Source organism: Clostridium sp. Cult3, from assembly GCF_021655115.1.
In the GTDB taxonomy this organism is placed as follows: Bacteria; Bacillota; Clostridia; order Tissierellales; family Tepidimicrobiaceae; genus PPXY01.
In genome coordinates, this window is the sequence record NZ_PPXY01000035.1 from 1 (window position 1) to 20882 (window position 20882).

The following is a 20882-nucleotide window of genomic DNA, read 5'->3' on the forward strand; positions in this document are numbered from 1 at the left end:
GAATAAATGCGGTTATATATTTTTTTTATCATTAAAAGTGACATTTTCACTGAATAAATTTCTATGTTCTTATGTGACATTTTCATTGACTATTGACAGAAAGTTATGGGTTATTGGTATATCTTAGGGTAATATATAATATATAGCTGTTTCAGAATTTAGGATTTACCAACTAGTGGTTTAGAAAAGGCTAAAAATTATAGATAAGGAGAGAAGACATGATAAAAGATATAAAAGACAAAAAGACTAAAATTCATCCAGATACCTTTATTGCGGAATCGGCAGATGTGATGGGAGATATAACCATAGATGAAGGAAGTAGTATCTGGTATAGTGCAGTAGCTAGAGGGGATATGAATTATATCAAGATAGGGAAATACACCAATGTTCAAGACAACGCAACTCTACATGTAGACACCCATGAACCTTTGGAAATTGGCGATTGTACTACCATAGGGCATAATGCAGTAGTTCATGGCTGCACAGTAGGGGATAATTGCCTAATAGGTATGGGAGCTATAATATTAAATGGGGCCACTATAGGGGATAATTGTATAATAGGGGCAGGAACTTTGATTACAGAAGGAACGGTCATACCACCAAATTCCTTAGTTATAGGGATGCCAGGAAAGGTAAAAAGACAAGTAACAGAAGAGGAAATACAAACCATAAAGCATAATGCAATCCGCTATGAAAAGCTTTGGAGAGATGAACATATATAGGTGGGTAATTAGTAGGATTTATCATATCTATTAAAAAATAAGTTAAAGATTTATCTTTAACTTATTTTTTATTTGACAAAAATTAATTATAGTTGTAAAATCAAATTAGCATATGCCAATAACTTTAACTTTGGAGGAGATAATTATGAAGATTGCATTATCATCAAGTGGAAAGGATTTGGATAGCTCTCTGGATTTGAGATTTGGAAGATGTGAGTATTTTATTATATACGATCTAGAATCCGATGAATTTATAGCTATAGAAAACCAAGGGAAGAACTCCAGTGGTGGAGCAGGAATTGCATCTGCTCAGCAATTAATAGATGAATCCGTAGATGGAGTTATTTCCAGCAACATAGGCCCTAATGCCTATAAACTTCTAAAAAGTTCAGATATAAAGATGCACAAAGGCAAAAGTATCCCCTGTAAATTGCTAATAGAATCCTTTAAAGCCAATGAACTAGAGGAAATAAAAGAAGCTGGTCCCTCCCAAAAGAGAGGATACTAATGAATATAGCGATATTAAGTGGAAAAGGCGGAACAGGCAAGACCACCGTGGCTACCAACTTAGCTCTATTATTAGAAGCCAACTACATAGACTGTGATGTAGAAGAACCCAATGGCTTTATATTTCTTAAGCCGGAAAATATTACAAGGCAAGATGTTGAAATTGAAGTACCTAATATTGATGAAGAAAAATGTATACTATGTGGAAATTGTGCTGAAGCTTGTAGGTTTAATGCATTAGCAAAGACTAAGGATAGGATAATATTATTCGACAAACTGTGTCATAGCTGTGGCGCTTGTGGATTAGCCTGTCCTACGGAGGCAATAGAATATACAACAAGGACTACAGGAGTAATAGAAGAAGGCAAAAGAGGAGAAATATCATTAAAAAGAGGGATAATGAACATAGGTGAACCTATGGCAGTCCCCATATTGAAGGAATTGTTGAAGGATTTACCAGAAGGGGGAATCAATCTATTGGATAGCCCTCCAGGTACTTCCTGTAATGTAGTAAATGTTCTCCACTATGCTGATAAGGCCCTATTGGTTACAGAACCTACAGCTTTTGGGCTTCATGATTTAAAGATGGCTATAGAATTAACTAAAAAGCTCAATATCCCCTTTGGATTGATAATTAACAAATACGATGAAAACAATCCCTATCTAAAAGAATATATAGAAGAGGAGAATATAGAGCTTATAGGAACTATCCCCTATAGAAGAGAAATAGCAGAAAACTACTCTAAAGGTCAAACTCTAGTGGATGTAAAAGAATATAGGGAAGCCTTCCAAATCATCATAAAAAACATAGAGGAGGTGCTTCTATGAGACTAGGGATCATAAGTGGCAAAGGAGGAACGGGTAAGACTACCATTGCTACCTCCATTGCAGAATTGGAAAAAGGGTCAGTAAGGATCGATGCTGATGTTGAGGCTTCTAATATGTATCTATACTATGATGGTGAAGATAGGGATAAGGAATACTTTTCTGGCAGTCAAGTAGCCCATGTAGACACCAATCTATGCACTCAATGTGGACTTTGTAATGAAGTATGTAAATTTGATGCCATAGATTTGGGGAAGGTAAATGAACTTAAGTGTGAAGGTTGTGGAGCTTGTACTATAGTTTGTCCAGAAAAAGCCATAGATCTAGTGGAGGAAAAAACTGCTGATATATATAGAACGGAAATACCTGATGGAAATATATTTAGAGCTGAAATGGAAATTGGTGGAGATGGTTCCGGCCTATTAGTATCCCGTTTGAGACAAAAGACTGAAAAACATGTAGGAAACTCTACTATTACTATATTAGACGGTTCACCAGGTATAGGTTGTTCAGTTATAGCATCTATTACAGGAAACCATTGGTTACTTATTGTTACAGAGCCAACAAAATCTGGTCTTGAGGACTTTATTCGAGTCTATCAGTTGACAGAGCATTTCAATATACCAGCTATGGTATGTGTAAACAAATATGACATTAATGAAGAGGTGACCCTGGATATAGAAGGCTATTGTAAGGAAAATCATATTCCCTTAGTAGGAAAGATACCCTTTGATGAAACCGTAGTTCAATCTATAAATGAACTAAAACCCATAATATACTATGAAAACAGCAAAGCCAATCAAGCCATAAGACATATGTGGAATAGGATGAAAGAAGATTATTTAAATATTTAAGGAGGTTATCAGAATGAAGATTGCTATTGCAACAGATGGAGACAAAGTGAGTGGCCATTTTGGTCATTGTGAAGGATTTACTATGTATGAAATTAGTCAAGGTAAGGTTTTAGGTCATGAATTTGAACCTAATCCTGGACATAGACCAGGATTTCTACCAGTTTTCCTAAAAGAAAAAGGAGCTGATGTGATAATATCAGGAGGTATGGGAGCTACTGCTCAACAGCTATTTACCGATAATGGGATTCAAGTAATAGTTGGTGCTAGTGGAAATTGTAGTGATATAATAGAGGACTATATAGAGGGAAATCTAGAATCTACAGGGGCAGTATGTGAAGAACATGCCCACGAAGGTCACTGTGAAGACTAGATATATACGGCCAATCCAATGGGTTGGTCTTTTTTTAAAAAAACGTTATTGACATATACCCAAAACAATGTTACCATAAAGATAAAGAGCATATGACCAAAACATATGATAAAAAGGAGATGATTTGATGCCAAGAAGAAATGGTATGGGACCTATGGGTATAGGGCCTATGACAGGAAGAGGTATGGGCTATTGTAGAAGGGAATACAGTAGAAATATGGGCTATGGTTATGGATTAGGACATGGAAGAAGAATGGGATGCGGTTATGGTCCTGGATATGGAAGGGGAATGGGAGCTTATGTCCTCAGCCCAGAAGAGGAAAAGGCTATGTTAGAAGAAGAAAGAGATTATCTAAAGTCTAGATTAGATGAGGTAGATAAAGTGCTAGAAGATTTCAAAGAAGAATAATAAAAGGATGGGGCACCCATCCTTTTGTTATGGTAAAATATATCTAGAAAGGGGTGGAAGGATGGCTAGACCCAGAAAGCGAAGAAGAGTATGTAGGCTACCAAATATAAAAGCATATGGACCATTAGATGGACATATTCATGATGAACCTATTATATTGTCCGTAGAAGAATATGAGGTAATCCGCCTTATAGACCTAGAAGGTTTAGAACAAGAACAGTGTGCGGAAAGGATGGATGTAGCTCGTTCAACAGTACAGAGGATGTATACCAAAGCCAAGGAAAAGGTTGCTGATAGCTTAGTAAATGGGAAAGTTTTAAGGATAGAAGGCGGCGACTATGTATTGTGTGAAAAAGATGGGGAACAATGCACTCCATGTAACAGAGGACGACATAGGCATAGGGGAGGTAATAGAAGGCCATAAATAAAATTGAGGAGTTGTTTAAATGAAAGAGTTAAACAATTGGGAAAGACAAACCATCAATTTAATTGAAGAGGTAATAGATAAACACGGGTATAAAGCTACCAATCAGAGAAGGCAGATATTGTATATATTTATACAGCATAACCAGAAACATTTAAGTGCAGAGGAAGTATATGAATTTTTAAAACCTGATGGAATTGGTTTAGCAACAGTATATAGAAATATAAATATATTTGTAGACCTAGATATACTAAAGGAGTTTAGAGTTGATGATACCAATTATTATGAGTTGAAGATGTATGGTAAAAAGCCTTTACATATCCACTTCCAATGTGAAAACTGTGGATGCATAGTGGATATATTAGACCAAGATATTATACTAGAATATTTGAAGGCTAATAGGATCATAGAGGATAAGCAGGGCTGCGAAATATTTGATATGGATATTATGTTTCATGGATTGTGCAAGAACTGTTTAGCTAAGGATTAATTATGGAATCGATTTGATATATTCTTAGGAATAGCTTTTGTTACATATAATACAAAGATATAAAATAGGGCACCTACTATTAGACTAAGGACAAAGTTTAAAACTTCATTAATATATAGATGAGATAAAAGACCTGATGAAATATATATTATAGGGATCATGCAAAGGGTTCCTATTAAAGGTTTTAATAGCAAATCCCAATAATCTATATATAGTTTCATCATCTTCTTAAGTATGAAGAAATCTAAAATGCAAATGGTTACTCCAGATAAGTAGAAGCCAATAAAAAAACCATTGATTCCTAATTTAGGATTTCCCACTAAAAACCATATCATTAATAGTTGCAGTATCATACCTATCATCCTATTTATAGCAGCAGTTATTTGTCTATTTAAGCCATGGAGGATACCGGAAAAGATATGTTGGAGTGCCAAAAATGTAGTATTAAAACCCATAATATATATATATTTACTTACCTGTAGATCCTCATATAAAAAAATACCAATAGGTTCATAGAAAGAAGCATATAGCCCTGTTAATGGAATAGAGAATAGCAGGGTTATTTTTATGGAAAATAATATATGGTTTTTCACTTCCCTGTAATTTTTCAAAGCCATCTGTTCCGATAAATTAGGGATTAGATTGATTACCATAGCAGATGTAACTATAAAGGGCAAGGTGATCATAGGCATGGCCATTCCTGTAATCCTGCCAAAGGTCGCTATAGCTTCACTATTTGAGTAGCCTGCATCGATTAATCTATTGGGAATCAGAACCGAATTGGCAAATCTTAATACAACCCCCAATAGATTAGATATTCCAATGGGTATGGATACCTGTAGGATTTGTTTTAGAATTCTAATCCCTTCTATCCTAGAATTAACACTATATGTTTTTCTATCAATCATGAACCTTTGCATAAAACTAAGCCATATTAGGTCAAATGTCTCCCCAATGGAAATACCAGCTATAGCAACTAGCGCCCCATAAGCTGGGGTAATAGGAGCCTTATAATATAAAAATCCTAAAACTACAGCAAATCTCCCTACATGTTCGATAATTTGTGAAATACTAGGAACTGTTATCATCTTCAGACCATAGAAGTATCCTCTTAATATGGAGCTGATGGAGATGATTAAAGTCGCTGGAACTAAAAAATATATAAATATGAACATATCTTCATCCTTAAATACCTTTATAGCTATGTTTGGAGCAAAAAATATTAGGACAAAACTAAAAATAGTCGAAAGAATTAATACCAATAGGATAGTAAGCTTTAATATTCTGTCGGTAGCATAGATATTTTTAGAACTTTGCTCTGCTATTAGTTTTGATACAGCAGTAGATATACCGCCACTGGAAAGGACTAAAAACACCATTAGTATAGACATGGATATTTGCAACAATCCCATTCCCTCTGCTCCAATAAGCTTAGATAAAAATACATTATAGCTAAAATCCAAAAACATTAGAATAAGATTTACCAGTACTAGTAAAAAGGAACCATGAATAAAACTACTTTTCAAAAGATCACCCCACCGTCTTTCAGATATTCATCTATATGCCATATAAAAAGATAAAATGACCTTCATTTTTCAAACGTTCTCCAAGGGTTGGATATGTATCCATAAGTTGTTCATTGAAAGTGAGCCTCGCCAGTGCTAAACTAAGAAAAAACTAATATTTCAGAAAGATGAAATTTAAAAGGGAGGAACATTCATGAAAAGAAAACTGGCTATTTTTTTAAGTCTTACTCTAATTTTAACGATACTATTATCTGGATGTGGCGGGGCCGATACTGATAAAGGCAAAAAGATATTGAGGACTAACAACTCTAGCGAACCAGGTTCCTTAGATCCAGCCCTTGCTCAAGGTACCCATGAATCTTGGATATTAGACCATATATTTGAAGGTTTGATGAAGAGGGATGAAAAAGGCAATATAGTACCAGGCATGGCAAAGGAATACAAATTAGCTGACGATGATGTAACATATACTTTTGTCCTAAGAGACGATATAAAATGGTCTAATGGTGATCCAGTAACAGCTTATGATTTTGAATATTCATGGAAACGAGCATTGGACCCAGAAATGGCTGCAAATTATGCATATCAATTTTTCTATATTAAAAATGGTGAAGCCTACAATTCAGGAAAAGCTAATCGTGATGACGTAGCTGTTAAAGCGTTAGACGACAAAACTCTACAAGTAGTCCTTGAACAACCTGCACCATATTTTGTAGAATTAACAGCATTTTACTCCTTATTCCCCGTCAATCAAAAGGTAGTAGAAAGTAACCCTAATTGGGCAAAGGATCCATCAACCTATGTATCCAATGGGCCTTTCCAATTAAAGACTTGGGAACACAAATCAAAGATTACTATTGAAAAAAATCCAAACTATTATAATGCTGACAAGGTTAAACTAGATGGTATTGAATTTTCAATTTTAGAAGATGAAAACACTGCTTGGCAAAAATACCAAGGTGGAGAATATGATTTTCTATCACCCCTCCCACAAGCAGTAGTAGCTCAATTAAATGCAGAAAAGAATGAAGAATTGGTAATTGGTTCGGACTTAGCAACCTATTATTACAACTTTAATACTGCAGTTAAGCCTTTTAACAATCCAAAAGTAAGACAAGCTCTATCCATGGCAATTGATCGTCAAACCATAGTGGATAAGGTAGCCCAAGGTGGACAGATACCAGCCCAAGGTGTAGTATGCTTTGATATTCCAGATGAAAACGGTAAGGATTTCCGTGATGTAGCTGGTAATTTAATTAAAGAGGATCCTGTAGAAGCCAAAAACCTACTAGAAGAAGGATTGGCTGAGGAAGGTATGACTATTGCCGATATGAACCAGTTTAGCATTTTATATAATACCCAAGAAGGCCACAAAAAAATTGCTCAAGCAATCCAAGAAATGTGGAGAAACAATTTAGGTATCGAAGTTCAACTTGAAAACGTAGAATTCCAGGTAAAATTAGACCGGGAAAAAGCAGGAGACTATTTTATATCCCGTGCAGGTTGGGTTGGAGACTATGTTGACCCAATGACATTCATGGATCTATTTGTAACAGATGGACCTTATAATGATTCAGGATTTAGCAATGCAGAATATGATGAATTGATAAAAACTGCAAAGAGTACAGCAGATCAAAAAATTCGTTTTGAATCAATGCGTCAAGGGGAAAAGATATTGATGGAAAATATGCCTATTGCACCAATTTATCACTATACAAAACCCTATGCTCAAAAATCCTATGTAACAGGAGTATCAAAGGCAGTTAATAGGGACCCATCATTTATATACGCAGATATAAATAAATAGTTAAAGACAAAGTAAAGTAGATCAAGGGATTGTCAGACTGTATGAAAACCTTCGTCAGTCTGATTCCCTAACTTATTTTTAAATTGGAGAAAGGAGAGCAATTTATGGCAAAATACATCATAAAGAGAGTAGCAATATCCTTGATTACTATATGGGCCATAATTACCATCACATTTATATTGATGCACTCAGTGCCAGGAAATCCCTTTAGATCTGAAAGCAAAATGCCTCCAGGAGTATATGAAAATCTATTGAAAAAATATGGACTAGATAAACCATTACATGAACAATATGTAATATATTTAAAAAGACTTCTTAAAGGGGATTTTGGTGAATCTATGAAATCCAGGGTAGAGACGGTAAACGATATGATCAAGAGAGGTTTTCCAGTATCGGCTTATTTAGGATTACAGGCACTAATTATAGCTCTTTGTTTTGGACCAGCCTTAGGTGCCATGGCTGCATTAAATCAAAACAGATGGCCTGATTATCTGTCTATGATAATCGCTATATTAGGTATTTCCGTTCCTAGTTTTATATTAGGTACTGTATTCATTCAGTTTCTGGCTAGGAATATATCTTGGCTACCTATAGCAGGATGGGGAACCTTTAAACATACTATATTGCCAAGTTTGGCTTTAGCTATGATGCCCCTTGCATATATAGCAAGGCTAATGCGTTCTAGCATGTTGGAAGTATTGGGACAGGACTATATAAAGACCGCCAAATCCAAAGGCATATCCAAAGGAGCAGTAATTTTAAAACATGCTGTCAGAAATGCTATACTTCCTATTATATCCGTACTAGGAACTTTGGTATCTAATCTATTGGTAGGTAGTTTTGTAGTGGAGAAGATATTTGGTATACCCGGGCTTGGGATGGCTTTTGTAAGTTCCATTAGCAATAGGGACTATACCCTTATAATGGGAACCACCATATTCTATGCAATAATATTAATCCTAATGTTACTATTTGTAGATATAGCCTATATATTTGTAGATCCACGTATTAAACTCACAGAAGGGGGACGATGATATATGAAAGCAGAAATAGAATATACAGAAGATTTATTCATGCCTATATCCAAAGAAGAAAAAAATGCTGAAAAAATCCATCGTCCAAGTATCAAGTATTGGGCTGATGTTTGGCGTAGATTAAAGATGAATAAACTAGCTATGTCTGGTTTGATCATAATAGTTTTATTTATCATAATGGCTATAATAGGGACTCATATCAATGGATTTAAATATTTTCAACAGGACTTAAATGCAATCAATAATAAACCAAATAGCATACATTGGTTTGGTACAGATGAATTAGGTAGGGATTTGTTTACCCGTACTTGGTTTGGAGCTAGGTATTCTATATTCATTGGTTTTATGGCAGCCCTATTGGATTTCTTCATTGGAGTAGTATATGGAGGAGTTGCAGGCATGGCTAGTACCAGATTGGATAGTTTTATGATGCGTATAGCAGAAATAATATATAGTATTCCTTACCTATTGGTAGTTATCTTATTATCTGTAGTATTTGGACAAGGGGATAGCTTGTTTGTAATGATTTTAGCCATGAGTTTGACAGGATGGGTACCCATGGCCATATTAGTCCGTGGTCAAGTCCTCCAGCTAAAGGAATCCGAATATGCTATGGCTTCTGAATCATTAGGTGCAAATAAGAAATGGATATTGAAGAAACACATTATCCCCAACACTCTAGGACCTATACTAGTCAATATAACCCTTACAGTACCTAGAGCTATATTTGCAGAAGCAACTTTAAGCTTCTTAGGCCTAGGGCTTCAACCGCCAAAATCCAGTTTAGGAACTCTTGCCAATGATGGGTTAGCTGGATTGGCTGTAGGCAATGGATATCAGATATTGATTCCTGCAATATTCATATCTCTTATCATGTTCTCCTTTAATGTATTGGGAGATGGACTTAGAGATGCGTTGGATCCAAGATTGCGTAAATAGGAAGAAGGGGAAGATATGGAAAAGCTATTAGAAGTAAAAAATCTAAAAGTATCATTTAAAACATTTTTTGGAGAAGTAGAAGCAGTTCGTGGCATAAGTTTCGATGTTGGAAAGAAAGAGACTGTAGCCATAGTAGGGGAATCAGGTTGTGGCAAAAGCGTTACTGCCAATTCCATAATGCAGCTTCTTCCCATGCCTCCAGCTTTTTTTAAAGGTGGAGAAATACTGTTTAATGGGGCAAACCTTTTGAACAAAACTGAGAAGGAGTTGCAAAGGATTAGAGGGAATAAAATCAGTATGGTATTTCAAGATCCTATGACCTCTCTAAATCCTACTATGCGTATTGGAGAACAGATAGTGGAAGGTCTTAAAAAACATAGGAAATTGAGTTCTAAAGAAGCGGAAGATAAAGCCATTGAAATGCTTGAGTTAGTAGCAGTACCACAGCCACAAAAGAGGATTAAACAATATCCTCATGAATTCTCAGGAGGTATGCGTCAAAGGGTTATGATAGCTTTAGCTATGGTATGTACTCCGGAACTTCTCATTGCCGATGAGCCAACTACCGCATTAGATGTAACGGTACAAGCCCAAATATTGGATTTGATGAAAAGATTGCAAGATAGATTGAATATGTCAATTATATTGATTACTCACGACCTAGGTGTAGTAGCTGATATGAGCGATAGGGTAGTGGTAATGTATGCAGGGCAAATTGTAGAATCGGGATTGACTTTAGAAATATTCAACAATCCTCATCATCCATATACTAGAAAACTATTGTATTCTGTGCCTAGCTTGGATATGAAAAAAGATGAACCATTACATGCAATTTACGGGACCCCACCAGATCTATATATTCCACCAAAGGGTTGTGCTTTTTATGATCGCTGTGACAGAGCTATGAAAATATGCAAGGATCATATGCCAGACTTTACACAACATAGTAGTAATCATAGCAGTTCATGTTGGCTAAATCACCCCATGGCACAAAAGGTAAATAGCAAAGAGAGGAGGGAAGCATAATGGCTAAGCCTTTGATTTCAGCAAGGAATATCAAAAAATATTTTGATGTAGGGGAAGGACAGTTGAAAGCAGTAGATGGAATCAGCTTTGATATATATGAAGGGGAAACTTTAGGGCTAGTAGGAGAGTCTGGATGTGGTAAATCTACAGCAGGTAGAACCATTATGCGCCTCTATGAACCAACGGAGGGAGAGCTTATATTCAATGGGGAAAACATATATAAGCTTACTAAAAGGCAGATGCAGGAAGTAAGAAAGAACTTTCAGATGATATTCCAAGACCCCTATGCCTGTTTAAATCCAAGGATGACTGTAGAAGATATTATAGGAGAACCTTTAGATATCCATCAAAGCTATAAAACCAAGGAAGAGCGAACAGAAAGGATAATAGAATTATTAGAACTAGTAGGCTTAGGAGAGGAACATGCTATGCGTTTCCCTCATGAGTTTTCTGGGGGGCAACGTCAGAGAATAGGAATTGCAAGGGCCTTGGCATTAAACCCAAAGTTTATCATCTGCGATGAACCTATATCTGCTTTAGACGTGTCTATACAAGCTCAAGTAGTAAATTTGCTAAAAGAATTACAAAATCGATTAGGATTAACCTATCTATTTATAGCCCATGATCTATCCATGGTTCGCTATATTTCCGATAGAGTAGGGGTAATGTATCTAGGCCATATGATGGAGTTGGCTGATAGTGAAGAACTATACGAAAATCCAATTCATCCCTATACAAAGGCATTACTCTCTGCAATTCCAATACCAAATCCGGAAATACAAAGGGGCAGGCACAGGATCATGCTGCAAGGAGATGTACCAAGCCCGATCAATCCACCGGAAGGATGTAGATTTGTAGATAGATGTAGCTATGCAAGGGATAAGTGTAGGAAGGTTACGCCAAAACTAGAAGAGATAAAACAAAATCGCTTTGTAGCTTGCCACAGGGCTGAGGATTTTATATAATTGACACGATACCCCCATATGGTATATTATAGAGACAGTATAATATATGGAGGTGTATTCAATTGGATATCCAAATCGATAATAAAGCCATAGAATATATAAGGAACAAATCTGAGGACAATACAGTGCGAATTTACCTTACTATGATTAATTCAGGTTGAGCTGTAGTATATGAACCATCGGTAAAGATGGGAAAACCCTACGATGAAACTGCCTATGATCTATATAGGGTAGAGGATATAGATGTATATGTCGAGTCAAATATTAAACCAAGGAAAGGCAAGTTGAATATTAAATTGATTAGGTTTTTATGGAGAAGGAAATTATATGTACGGGGTTTGATATAGATAGAAGGGGTTAGCAATGGTGAATAACCATGCCACCCCTTTATTTATTTTTTATTTTCCACTTTATTGTTTTCATCTTGATCTTTTTTATCTTCTACTATTTCTATAGAACAACAAGATGATTTCTTTCTTTTAAATAAGCTGGAAAGGGTAGTTTTCTTTTTCTTATCCATATTATCACCTCCCATTACATAATTATATTAAATACATATCCGGTGATGATTGCCACAGTAAATATAGAAAGAACAAATGCAATCATCATCTTCTTTTTAAATATGGAGCCTAGTAGTGAAAGCTCAGGAATGCTGGCTCCAGCACCGCCTATTATAAGGGCTACCATAGTACCATAACCTACTCCTTTATCAATAAGTATTCTTGCAATAGGTATCATTGTTTCTGTTCGTATGTACATAGGAATACCAATTATAGCTGCAATAGGCACCGATAATATATTTGATTTACCAGCAAAGTTAGATAGTAAATCTTGAGGAACAAACTCATATATAAATGAGCCTATACCAGCACCTAGAAGTAAATATGGGAATACTTGTCTAAATAAAACTAAAGCTTCAAGAAAACCATGTTTAAAGGCTATTTTATTTTTTTCTAAGAAAGTTCCTTCAATGTCTTCATATACTAATTCATCACTATTATCGCCTTTTATACTAACATTTTTAACTTCCCTTTCAAATCCAAGTTTATCAAGGAATAGTCCAGCTATAACCGCAAATACAAAAGTAAATGCCGAATAAATAATAGTGGCTTTCATTCCAAAAAACGTTAGGAATAAAGCTATAATAGCAGGATTTAATATAGGTGAAGTTAACAGAAATGAAATAGTACCTGAAAAAGGGGCTCCGCTTTTTAACAATCCAACTAAAATAGGAACAGTAGAGCAAGAACAAAAAGGAGTCACTGCTCCTAGAATTGCACCTAACACACTGTTTAATCCTTTTCTAGGTGTAGTAAGTATTCTTTTAATCTTATCTTTAGATAAATAAATTTGAATAAGGGCAACAAAAAAACTAATCCCGATAAAAAGTAATATTAATTCCCCCATTAGAAATAGAAACATCTTTCCTACTTCTTTTAAACTACTGATTTGAAACACTGTGAACCCACTCCTTTTTATCTACACTTTTAAAAATATCAATTAATATAGAATATATTTCATTGGATTTATTAATTGAATAATAATTCCAGACGGCTACTTGCTTTTTATTTATTATGTTAGCATCAGTAAGTATCTTTAGATGGTAGGATATACTTGACTGCCCCATATCGAAGAATTCACATATATGACATACACATCTTTCATCATTTACATATAAATATAAAAGCAGCCTTAAACGAAATTCATCTGAAATAGCACCAAAGATAGTGGCATATTGATTCAATATTTCCATTTATAATTAACCTCCTTTTCATATATCAAATAAGTTTGATTAATACATCAAAAAAACTTGATATATCCTACTACTATATATAGTATTCAAATGACAATCATTTGTCAATGTTTTATTGTTTTAAAGTTTTCGCTTTATACCTCTTGTATATCCATATAGATGATTCTGATATCAAGTTCATCTACTATAGATATTTGTGACGGTTAATCCTATTGATTGACAAAATAAAAATTACAAACTTTTTAAAAAGTGTTGACACAAGAAATTAAATTCAATAATATATGAGTATAAGCGAATATAGTCATATAGCATTGAATTTAAGGAGGAAGGATATATGGATTGTCGTAAGTCTCAAAACAAGAGCTGTGAGTGTAATACAGGATGTTGTGGAGATGTGGCAGAGGGTCAAATGGAGGAGACTAGAAAAATAATCATTGAATTTTTGTATTTAGACCTAGACACCTGTAACCGATGTCAAGGAACAGATGATGGTCTCGAAGCAGCTATTACAGATGTAGCAAAGGTACTTAAATTAACAGGCATTGATGTAGTTGTGAAAAAAATTCATATTGATAGCAAAGGAAAGGCAATAAAATATAAATTTGTAAGTTCACCTACTATCCGAATAAATGGAAAGGATATACAAATGGAAGTTAAAGAATCTTATTGTGAATCCTGTGGAGATCTATGTGGTGATGATGTTGATTGTAGAGTATGGATGTATGAGGGAAAAGAATATGATGTTCCACCAAAAGCAATGATTGTTGACGCCATTCTTCGTGCAGTATATGGGTATACTAACGCCACTCTAGATAGAGGATGTAATGAAGAGACCTATGAATTGCCAGAAAACTTGAGAAGGTTTTTTGAATCCATTGAAACAAACAGGAATCCAGGTGATGAGTAAAACTATAGAAAATATTTTAGCAATCAGGAGGTAAGAATATGGATTTAATAGAAATTTTGAAAGCTCTTGCAGATGATACCAGAATGAGAATACTAAATATACTAAAAAGTGGGGAGTTATGTGTCTGTGAAATTGAAATAATACTTGATATTTCACAGTCAAATGCTTCTCGCCATTTAAATAGACTAATTAATGCAAGGATATTAGATAACTATAAAGTTGGAACCTATGTATATTATAAAATTGATGAAAAGACAGTAAAAGAGTATCCCTTTATAAGGGAAATTATAGAAGAGCATACTATGGATGTTAATCCGTATCAAAAAGATTATGAGAGATTAAAGAAATATAAAAAAAGTGGACTTTCCTGTGATGAGCTAAAAGAGGGAAAGGTTTTTAAAGATTATAAAAGTAAATAACTGATTGGGGGATAACAGCATGAAACCAAAAGTAGCATTTATATGTGTTCATAATTCATGTAGATCTCAGATGGCAGAAGCATTGGCGAAGTTATTTGCTTCAGATATTTTTGATTCCTATTCTGCTGGAACGGAAACAAAACCTGAAATCAATCAAGATGCCGTGAGGATAATGAAGGATATATACGGGATAGATATGACAAAAACTCAGTATTCCAAGCTGCTAAAAGATATACCAGAAGTTGATATAGTTATTAAAATGGGTTGCAATGTAGTATGTCCTTTTCTACCTTCCAACCATGAAGAAGACTGGGGATTAGACGATCCTACAGGTAAAGGTGATGAAGAATTCATAAAAACAGCTAGGATAATTGAAGAAAAGGTAAAGGATTTAGCTGAGAGGATTAGCAATATATAGCCAGTAGAACAAAAGGCTGGTTTTTAGAATAAAATGAAAACAGTTGAGTAAAACAGAAGTAGAATAAATAATCAATTTACCGTTAAACTATTGACAAATCAAATGAATAAAGTTATCATACTCATATACCCATATAGGCATATGAGTATATGAGTAATTAAATTTAAGGAGGCATTTCTATGGAGAACAAAACGAAACTATATTTACTTACAGGTTTCTTAGGAGCAGGAAAGACTACTTTTTTAACCAATGTCCTAGAGGATTTAACGGGGAAAAAGGTAGCAGTAATAATGAACGAATTTGGCAAAGTAGGCATAGATGGAACTCTAATCCAGAAAGATGGTATGGAGCTAGTAGAAATAAACAGAGGTTCAATATTTTGTTCCTGTTTACAACTTTCCTTCGTATCCGCTTTAGTAGAGATGGCAGATAGGGATATGGAATATGTATTTGTAGAGAGTTCAGGACTAGCCGATCCCTCCAATATAGGGGAGTTTTTAGAAGCGGTAAAAGCAGCTAAAGGGGATGTATACGATTATAGTGGGGCTATTTGTATAGTAGATGGGGCTAACTTTTTAGATCAAGTAGAGGATATAGATACGGTAGAAAGACAGCTTAAATTTTGCCATCTGGTGATTTTAAGCAAAGTAGATTTAATAGACGAAGAAAAGTTGAATAAAGTTAAAGATAAGATCAGGGAGATAAATCCTAAGGTGGATATTGTCGAATCCATAAATGGACAAATAGACTACGATTTCTTGGATAAGGATCTTTTAGAAGAAGGGTGGCTTGGGGTAGAAGACACCACCAATACACCAGAAAATAGGCCTAAAACCTTAATATTGACCTATGAAGGTGAAACCACCAAGGAAAAATTGACTCAATTTATAGATACTATAAAAAAAGATTGTTATCGGGTGAAGGGATTCTTCCAATTGGAAGATGGTTGGAATCAAGTAGATGTAGTTGGTAATAGGGTAGACTATAAACCAACGGATAAGGGAGAGGAGAATTCTCAGTTAGTAATCATATCTAAAATAGGTCCTCAAATAATAAGGCCTATATTTAATACCTGGGAAGAGATAGTAGGAGAAAAGATGACATTAAGATAAGGGGAGAGTTAAGTGGATAAATTATTAAACTATTTTAAATTGCTTTCTGACGAAACCCGCCTTAGAATAATGGTGCTTCTATACCATGGTGAGTTTTGTGTATGTCAAATTACGGGAATTACTGGCATATCCCAGCCTAATGTATCAAAACATTTAGCTAGGCTTAGAGATATGGGCTTGGTAAAGGATGAAAAAAGGGAACAATATACCTTTTATTCATTAAATTTAGAAGACAGCCTATTTGGAGATATACTAGGCAAAGTAGTTGAAAATGTAGAGGAATACCCAGCACTAAAGTTGGACTTAGAAAAGAGCAAAGCAGCTGCTAAATATATTGAACTGGCAAATATGAAAAAGTAGGGGTGATATTATGAACGTATTTACTTGGCTCAATGATCAGCTACTCAAAATGAAATGGCTGTGGGATCTAGTAGAATTATTAGTTGAAAAGGTATTTGGATTATCCATGGAAACAAGAGTAGGTGGAAGTATTCACTTTTTCATATACGATACCATAAAGATATTCATATTATTATCAGTGATGATATTTATCATATCTTTCATACAAAGTTACTTTCCACCAGAGAGAACTAAAAAAATCATTGGTCGGTTTAAGGGATTGAAGGGAAATATATTTGGAGCACTATTGGGAACGGTAACGCCCTTTTGTTCCTGCTCTAGCATACCTATATTCATAGGTTTTGTATCAGCAGGACTACCCTTAGGAGCTACTTTTTCCTTTTTAATATCTTCACCAATGATAGACCTAGCTTCCCTTATGCTACTAATGTCCTTCTTTGGTACAAAGATAGCAATAGTTTATGTAGCCGTAGGTCTAATAGTAGCAGTCATAGGTGGAGTATTAATCAATAGATTAAAAATGGAGAAATATGTAGAATCCTATGTGTGGGGCGTAGAAAATGTAGATGTTGAAATAGAAGAGATGACCCGTAGGGACAGGGTAGAGTTTGCTGAAGACCAGGTAAAGGATATAGTAGGTAGAGTGTGGCCTTATATCTTAATAGGGGTAGGAATAGGGGCTGGTATTCACAATTGGGTACCCCAATCCATTATAGAAAAGATTCTAGGGGAAGGCAATCCCTTCTCAGTTCTAATAGCTACATTTATCGGAATACCAATATATGCAGATATATTTGGGACTATTCCTATAGCGGAAGCATTAATAGCTAAAGGAGTAGGCATTGGTACCGTAATATCCTTTATGATGGGAGTTACTACCCTATCCATTCCCTCTTTGGTAATGTTAAGCAAAGTAGTAAAACCAAGGCTATTAGCTACCTTTGTAGCTATCGTCACTTTGGGAATAATAATTGTAGGATATGGACTTAATGGCTTTTCATTTCTATTGATATAATGAAAGGGTGAATACAGTATGGAGATAATGATATTAGGTACTGGCTGTTCCAAATGTGAAAAATTGGAGAAGAATTTGGAAATTGCATTAGACGAATTAAATATAGATGCAAATATAGAAAAGGTAGATAATTTAGCAGTAATAGTAAGCTACGGAGTAATGAGCACCCCTGGGCTAGTAATAGATGGGGAAGTTAAGTCTATTGGGAAGGTTCCAAAGGTGAAGGAATTAAAGAAGATGTTGGGAAAATAAAAAAGTAATGGGAAATATAAAATTCTTTCTAGAAGTAGTACTACTTCTAGAAAGAATTTGTGCTTTAAACATGCTATTATTCTTGTCTATACTGAGGTTCTTGAGACTGTAAATAATCAAGTCTATTTTGCAATTTATGCATTATATTTTCAGCTGATTGTGCCAATTGGGTGAAACTTTGTTTGGCTTGTTGAATTTTATTTACCACTGTCATATAGCTTTCCTCTAATTGTAAATATAGTTTTGTATGATTATTTATGACTTTGTGTTAACTTGGATATTAGGAGCTATTACCGTATCACCTTTATTAGATGGAGAAGTATCTTTTACCTATTAGTATTATTAAAAGGGAAGTTAAGAATCCAGTAACCCCTATGGATTTAAAATTATCCCCTAAGCCCGTAGATCTACCATTGGTCATTATCAATGACGGTAAGCTATTTGAAGAAAATTTAATCAAATCTGGGGTAGATAGGGAATGGCTGGTGAACAATCTATCAATGCGAGGTATAGATAGTATAGAAGAAATCTACCTAGCCACTATAGATAGCACAAAAAAACTGTACATATCTAGACAAAATTAAAGAATAATATAAAATTAATAATATCAAATACGGTCTTATTGACAGGGAATTTAAATAAAGGTACAATCATATTAGCATATGCCAATAAGTACACTAGGACGATTCTAGCCTCCTATATTGGATATTGGAAGAAAGTGGACTGCAAAAAGAACCGTCCCTGGTGCACGAATAATTATTGAAAGGGATGAGAAATATGGCCGATTGCAACAGCTGTCCATCAAAGAATAGTTGTAGTACTGAACAACAAAATACATGTACTGTTAAAAACAATCCCCACAATCAGGTTAAAAACATTATAGGGGTAATGAGTGGAAAAGGTGGAGTAGGCAAATCCACTGTTTCTGCAATGATTGCAAAGGAATTGAACAAAAAAGGATTTAATGTTGGAATAATGGATGCGGATATTACCGGACCAAGCATTCCAAGACTTTTAAATATTAGTGACAAGAAAGCCACTGCTAATGAATTAGGAATTATACCTGTTACTACATCTAGTGGAATAAAGGTAATGAGTCTCAATCTATTAATGGAAGATGAAGACCAGCCGGTTATATGGAGGGGTCCATTGATTGCAGGAGTAGTGGAGCAGTTTTGGACCGATGTACTATGGGGAGATTTAGACTACCTAATTATAGATATGCCGCCAGGAACAGGAGATGTGGCCTTAACGGTGATGCAATCTATACCTATATCAGGATTAGTTATGGTTTCTGTACCTCAGGACTTGGTCTCCATGATAGTATCAAAGGCTATAAACATGGCTAAGAAGATGGGTATACCTATACTTGGTGTAGTAGAAAATATGAGCTACGTAAAATGTCCTGACTGTAGTAAGAAGATTAGAATATTCGAAAGCGAAAATACCCTCAAATTCCTAGAGGATAATGATTTAGAGCTGTTGGGAGAACTACCTATGTGTAAGGATATTGCCAATGTATCCGTTGATGGAAATGATATAATGGAGGAAGAGATACAAAACACCTTTGAAGAAATAGGTGGGAAGATAGTAAAAGCTTTAAGCTAAGGGTTTTGGAGGGATATATATGGCTAGACCAATAAAATGCAGAAAGGTAGAATTTTTACCTAGTACTACTTCTTTCGTTCCTCTGGGAAAAGATGAAGAGGAGACAAAAGCCATAAATCTAAAAGTGGAGGAACTAGAAGCCATGAGGCTAAAGGACATTGAAGGGTTAACCCAACAGGAATGTGCAGAGGAGATGGGTATATCTCGACAGACCTTTCAAAATATTATAGATAGCGGTAGGAAGAAAGTAGCCCAAGCTTTGATAGAGGGAAGAGGTATCAATATTAAAGGGGGCAATTATGTATTTGCTCACTGTCGATTAAAATGTAAAAGTTGTAATAAAACCTATGAAGTTGATCTAATAAGGGACAAGGATACCTGTCCTACTTGTCACTCCCATAAAGTAGTCTGCAAGAATAAAGGTGCAAAATGTAAAGAACTGTGTATTAAATAGGTGGTATAAACCCCCAGGATTTTGGCAAAAATAAGAATAATAAAATTTTGGGGGTAATATTATGGCCAAAAACAAAAGCTACTATGAAGAGAAAGCAAAGAAGATTATTGAATATGCAAATCTACTGTCCAACTCCTTCAAGGCTAAGGAAAAAACGGAAGAGGAAAGGATATTAGAAAGCTTAAAAGAAGCCCATAGGGAGTGGAAGGACAAGGAAGAATATTTTCAATCGGTAAAGGAGCCAGAGCTTATAGACCACGCCATATACGAACTAGAGGCATCTAAAATAAAGTATATGTATCTATTAAAAAAGATGAAAAAAATGAATATAGAGTAATATTTACAAAACCTGTCCCCTATTATATAATAAAGTGAATATATAGGAGGGGTATTATGGGTGTTGGCACTTTGTTAGCCTTTATCTTTGGTCTGTTTCTACTATATATAGTAGGGATGCTCTTAGTAATTCCCATTAAGATGATATTGAAACTAATAGCCAATGGGGTTATAGGAGGACTACTATTGCTTTTATTTAATTTAATAGGAGGATTTTTAGGATTATCCTTAGCCATAAATCCAATAACAGCTGTGACAGTAGGTTTTTTAGGTATACCAGGAGTAATATTGCTACTTATATTACAGAAGGTTTTATGATATAATAGAAAAGGTTAAGAAACTTTATAATT

At 34.9% G+C, this 20882-nt stretch carries 29 protein-coding genes and 1 pseudogene; 26 read left to right on the forward strand and 4 right to left on the reverse strand.

Annotation, left to right across the window (positions count from 1 at the left end; all coding sequences use genetic code 11):
- Positions 1 to 218 precede the first annotated feature (218 nt).
- The 8 genes from C3E88_RS07440 to C3E88_RS07475 all read left to right on the forward strand — a co-directional run bounded on the left by C3E88_RS07440 (position 219) and on the right by C3E88_RS07475 (position 4601).
- Positions 219 to 722: a gamma carbonic anhydrase family protein gene (locus tag C3E88_RS07440; RefSeq protein WP_236909543.1), complete on the forward strand. Its 504-nt coding sequence runs from the start codon at positions 219 to 221 to the stop codon at positions 720 to 722.
- A 145-nt stretch (positions 723 to 867) separates the two neighbouring features.
- Complete coding sequence (locus C3E88_RS07445; protein WP_236909544.1) at positions 868 to 1230, forward strand: NifB/NifX family molybdenum-iron cluster-binding protein; 363 nt, start codon at positions 868 to 870, stop codon at positions 1228 to 1230.
- A complete protein-coding gene (locus C3E88_RS07450; RefSeq protein WP_236909545.1) occupies positions 1230 to 2057 on the forward strand; it encodes an ATP-binding protein in 828 nt (275 codons plus the stop codon). Before C3E88_RS07445 ends, C3E88_RS07450 begins: the two co-directional genes overlap by 1 nt.
- Positions 2054 to 2908, forward strand: a complete 855-nt coding sequence (locus C3E88_RS07455) for an ATP-binding protein (protein ID WP_236909546.1) — start codon at positions 2054 to 2056, stop codon at positions 2906 to 2908. The genes C3E88_RS07450 and C3E88_RS07455 overlap by 4 nt, the downstream gene beginning before the upstream one ends.
- 13 nt (positions 2909 to 2921) lie before the next feature.
- Positions 2922 to 3278 (forward strand): NifB/NifX family molybdenum-iron cluster-binding protein, encoded by a 357-nt coding sequence (locus tag C3E88_RS07460; protein ID WP_236909547.1) that lies wholly within the window; start codon positions 2922 to 2924, stop codon positions 3276 to 3278.
- Between the two features lie 127 nt (positions 3279 to 3405).
- Complete coding sequence (locus tag C3E88_RS07465) at positions 3406 to 3687, forward strand: DUF5320 domain-containing protein (RefSeq protein WP_236909548.1); 282 nt, start codon at positions 3406 to 3408, stop codon at positions 3685 to 3687.
- A gap of 61 nt (positions 3688 to 3748) precedes the next feature.
- A complete protein-coding gene (locus C3E88_RS07470) occupies positions 3749 to 4111 on the forward strand; it encodes a DUF134 domain-containing protein (RefSeq protein WP_236909549.1) in 363 nt (120 codons plus the stop codon).
- Between the two features lie 22 nt (positions 4112 to 4133).
- Entirely contained in the window at positions 4134 to 4601 is a 468-nt protein-coding gene (locus C3E88_RS07475; RefSeq protein ID WP_236909550.1) for a Fur family transcriptional regulator, read from the forward strand.
- Here the strand turns inward: C3E88_RS07475 and C3E88_RS07480 are convergent.
- Positions 4598 to 6127, reverse strand: coding sequence for a putative polysaccharide biosynthesis protein (locus tag C3E88_RS07480; protein WP_236909551.1), 1530 nt, complete (start codon positions 6125 to 6127; stop codon positions 4598 to 4600). The two genes, C3E88_RS07475 and C3E88_RS07480, sit on opposite strands and share 4 nt — an antisense overlap.
- 193 nt (positions 6128 to 6320) lie before the next feature.
- Between C3E88_RS07480 and C3E88_RS07485 the strand changes: the two genes are divergently transcribed.
- The 6 genes and pseudogenes from C3E88_RS07485 to C3E88_RS07510 all read left to right on the forward strand — a co-directional run.
- Positions 6321 to 7934, forward strand: a complete 1614-nt coding sequence (locus tag C3E88_RS07485) for a peptide ABC transporter substrate-binding protein (RefSeq protein ID WP_236909552.1) — start codon at positions 6321 to 6323, stop codon at positions 7932 to 7934.
- Between the two features lie 104 nt (positions 7935 to 8038).
- Entirely contained in the window at positions 8039 to 8968 is a 930-nt protein-coding gene (locus tag C3E88_RS07490) for an ABC transporter permease (RefSeq protein WP_236909553.1), read from the forward strand.
- A 3-nt stretch (positions 8969 to 8971) separates the two neighbouring features.
- The gene (locus tag C3E88_RS07495) at positions 8972 to 9907 is read left to right on the forward strand and encodes an ABC transporter permease (protein WP_236909554.1); all 936 of its coding nucleotides are present in this window, start codon (positions 8972 to 8974) and stop codon (positions 9905 to 9907) included.
- A 15-nt stretch (positions 9908 to 9922) separates the two neighbouring features.
- The gene (locus C3E88_RS07500; RefSeq protein ID WP_236909555.1) at positions 9923 to 10933 is read left to right on the forward strand and encodes an ABC transporter ATP-binding protein; all 1011 of its coding nucleotides are present in this window, start codon (positions 9923 to 9925) and stop codon (positions 10931 to 10933) included.
- On the forward strand, positions 10933 to 11898 hold the full coding sequence (locus C3E88_RS07505; RefSeq protein WP_236909556.1) for an ABC transporter ATP-binding protein: 966 nt from the start codon (positions 10933 to 10935) through the stop codon (positions 11896 to 11898). The genes C3E88_RS07500 and C3E88_RS07505 overlap by 1 nt, the downstream gene beginning before the upstream one ends.
- 182 nt (positions 11899 to 12080) lie before the next feature.
- Positions 12081 to 12245: pseudogene (locus C3E88_RS07510) on the forward strand (CC/Se motif family (seleno)protein); the annotation flags it as partial.
- A 44-nt stretch (positions 12246 to 12289) separates the two neighbouring features.
- On the opposite strand, the gene C3E88_RS12340 reads toward C3E88_RS07510, so the two are convergent.
- The 3 genes from C3E88_RS12340 to C3E88_RS07520 are packed head-to-tail and all read right to left on the reverse strand — an operon-like array spanning position 12290 to position 13651.
- Complete coding sequence (locus C3E88_RS12340; RefSeq protein ID WP_272878495.1) at positions 12290 to 12418, reverse strand: hypothetical protein; 129 nt, start codon at positions 12416 to 12418, stop codon at positions 12290 to 12292.
- Between the two features lie 14 nt (positions 12419 to 12432).
- Positions 12433 to 13356 (reverse strand): permease, encoded by a 924-nt coding sequence (locus tag C3E88_RS07515; protein WP_236909558.1) that lies wholly within the window; start codon positions 13354 to 13356, stop codon positions 12433 to 12435.
- Positions 13340 to 13651, reverse strand: coding sequence for an ArsR/SmtB family transcription factor (locus C3E88_RS07520; RefSeq protein WP_236909559.1), 312 nt, complete (start codon positions 13649 to 13651; stop codon positions 13340 to 13342). The genes C3E88_RS07515 and C3E88_RS07520 overlap by 17 nt, the downstream gene beginning before the upstream one ends.
- Positions 13652 to 13985: 334 nt before the next feature.
- Here C3E88_RS07520 and C3E88_RS07525 point away from each other — a divergent pair, with 334 nt between their 5' ends.
- The 12 genes from C3E88_RS07525 (at position 13986) to C3E88_RS07580 (ending at position 20850) form a co-directional block, all read left to right on the forward strand.
- Positions 13986 to 14558, forward strand: coding sequence for a DUF2703 domain-containing protein (locus C3E88_RS07525; protein WP_236909560.1), 573 nt, complete (start codon positions 13986 to 13988; stop codon positions 14556 to 14558).
- A gap of 38 nt (positions 14559 to 14596) precedes the next feature.
- Positions 14597 to 14977, forward strand: a complete 381-nt coding sequence (locus C3E88_RS07530) for an ArsR/SmtB family transcription factor (protein ID WP_236909561.1) — start codon at positions 14597 to 14599, stop codon at positions 14975 to 14977.
- Between the two features lie 19 nt (positions 14978 to 14996).
- The gene (locus C3E88_RS07535) at positions 14997 to 15395 is read left to right on the forward strand and encodes an arsenate reductase ArsC (protein ID WP_236909562.1); all 399 of its coding nucleotides are present in this window, start codon (positions 14997 to 14999) and stop codon (positions 15393 to 15395) included.
- 179 nt (positions 15396 to 15574) lie between these two features.
- Complete coding sequence (locus C3E88_RS07540) at positions 15575 to 16507, forward strand: CobW family GTP-binding protein (protein WP_236909563.1); 933 nt, start codon at positions 15575 to 15577, stop codon at positions 16505 to 16507.
- Positions 16508 to 16519: 12 nt separating this feature from the next.
- Positions 16520 to 16867: an ArsR/SmtB family transcription factor gene (locus C3E88_RS07545; RefSeq protein WP_236909564.1), complete on the forward strand. Its 348-nt coding sequence runs from the start codon at positions 16520 to 16522 to the stop codon at positions 16865 to 16867.
- A gap of 10 nt (positions 16868 to 16877) precedes the next feature.
- Positions 16878 to 17882, forward strand: a complete 1005-nt coding sequence (locus tag C3E88_RS07550) for a permease (protein WP_236909565.1) — start codon at positions 16878 to 16880, stop codon at positions 17880 to 17882.
- An 18-nt stretch (positions 17883 to 17900) separates the two neighbouring features.
- Positions 17901 to 18134 (forward strand): thioredoxin family protein, encoded by a 234-nt coding sequence (locus tag C3E88_RS07555; RefSeq protein WP_236909566.1) that lies wholly within the window; start codon positions 17901 to 17903, stop codon positions 18132 to 18134.
- A 311-nt stretch (positions 18135 to 18445) separates the two neighbouring features.
- Complete coding sequence (locus C3E88_RS07560; RefSeq protein WP_236909567.1) at positions 18446 to 18718, forward strand: YetF domain-containing protein; 273 nt, start codon at positions 18446 to 18448, stop codon at positions 18716 to 18718.
- Positions 18719 to 18911: 193 nt separating this feature from the next.
- The gene (locus C3E88_RS07565; RefSeq protein ID WP_236909568.1) at positions 18912 to 19742 is read left to right on the forward strand and encodes an Mrp/NBP35 family ATP-binding protein; all 831 of its coding nucleotides are present in this window, start codon (positions 18912 to 18914) and stop codon (positions 19740 to 19742) included.
- 19 nt (positions 19743 to 19761) lie between these two features.
- Positions 19762 to 20196, forward strand: a complete 435-nt coding sequence (locus C3E88_RS07570) for a DUF134 domain-containing protein (RefSeq protein WP_236909569.1) — start codon at positions 19762 to 19764, stop codon at positions 20194 to 20196.
- 61 nt (positions 20197 to 20257) lie between these two features.
- Positions 20258 to 20533: a DUF2508 family protein gene (locus C3E88_RS07575; RefSeq protein WP_236909570.1), complete on the forward strand. Its 276-nt coding sequence runs from the start codon at positions 20258 to 20260 to the stop codon at positions 20531 to 20533.
- A gap of 56 nt (positions 20534 to 20589) precedes the next feature.
- Positions 20590 to 20850: a pro-sigmaK processing inhibitor BofA family protein gene (locus C3E88_RS07580; protein WP_236909571.1), complete on the forward strand. Its 261-nt coding sequence runs from the start codon at positions 20590 to 20592 to the stop codon at positions 20848 to 20850.
- Positions 20851 to 20882 lie beyond the last annotated feature (32 nt).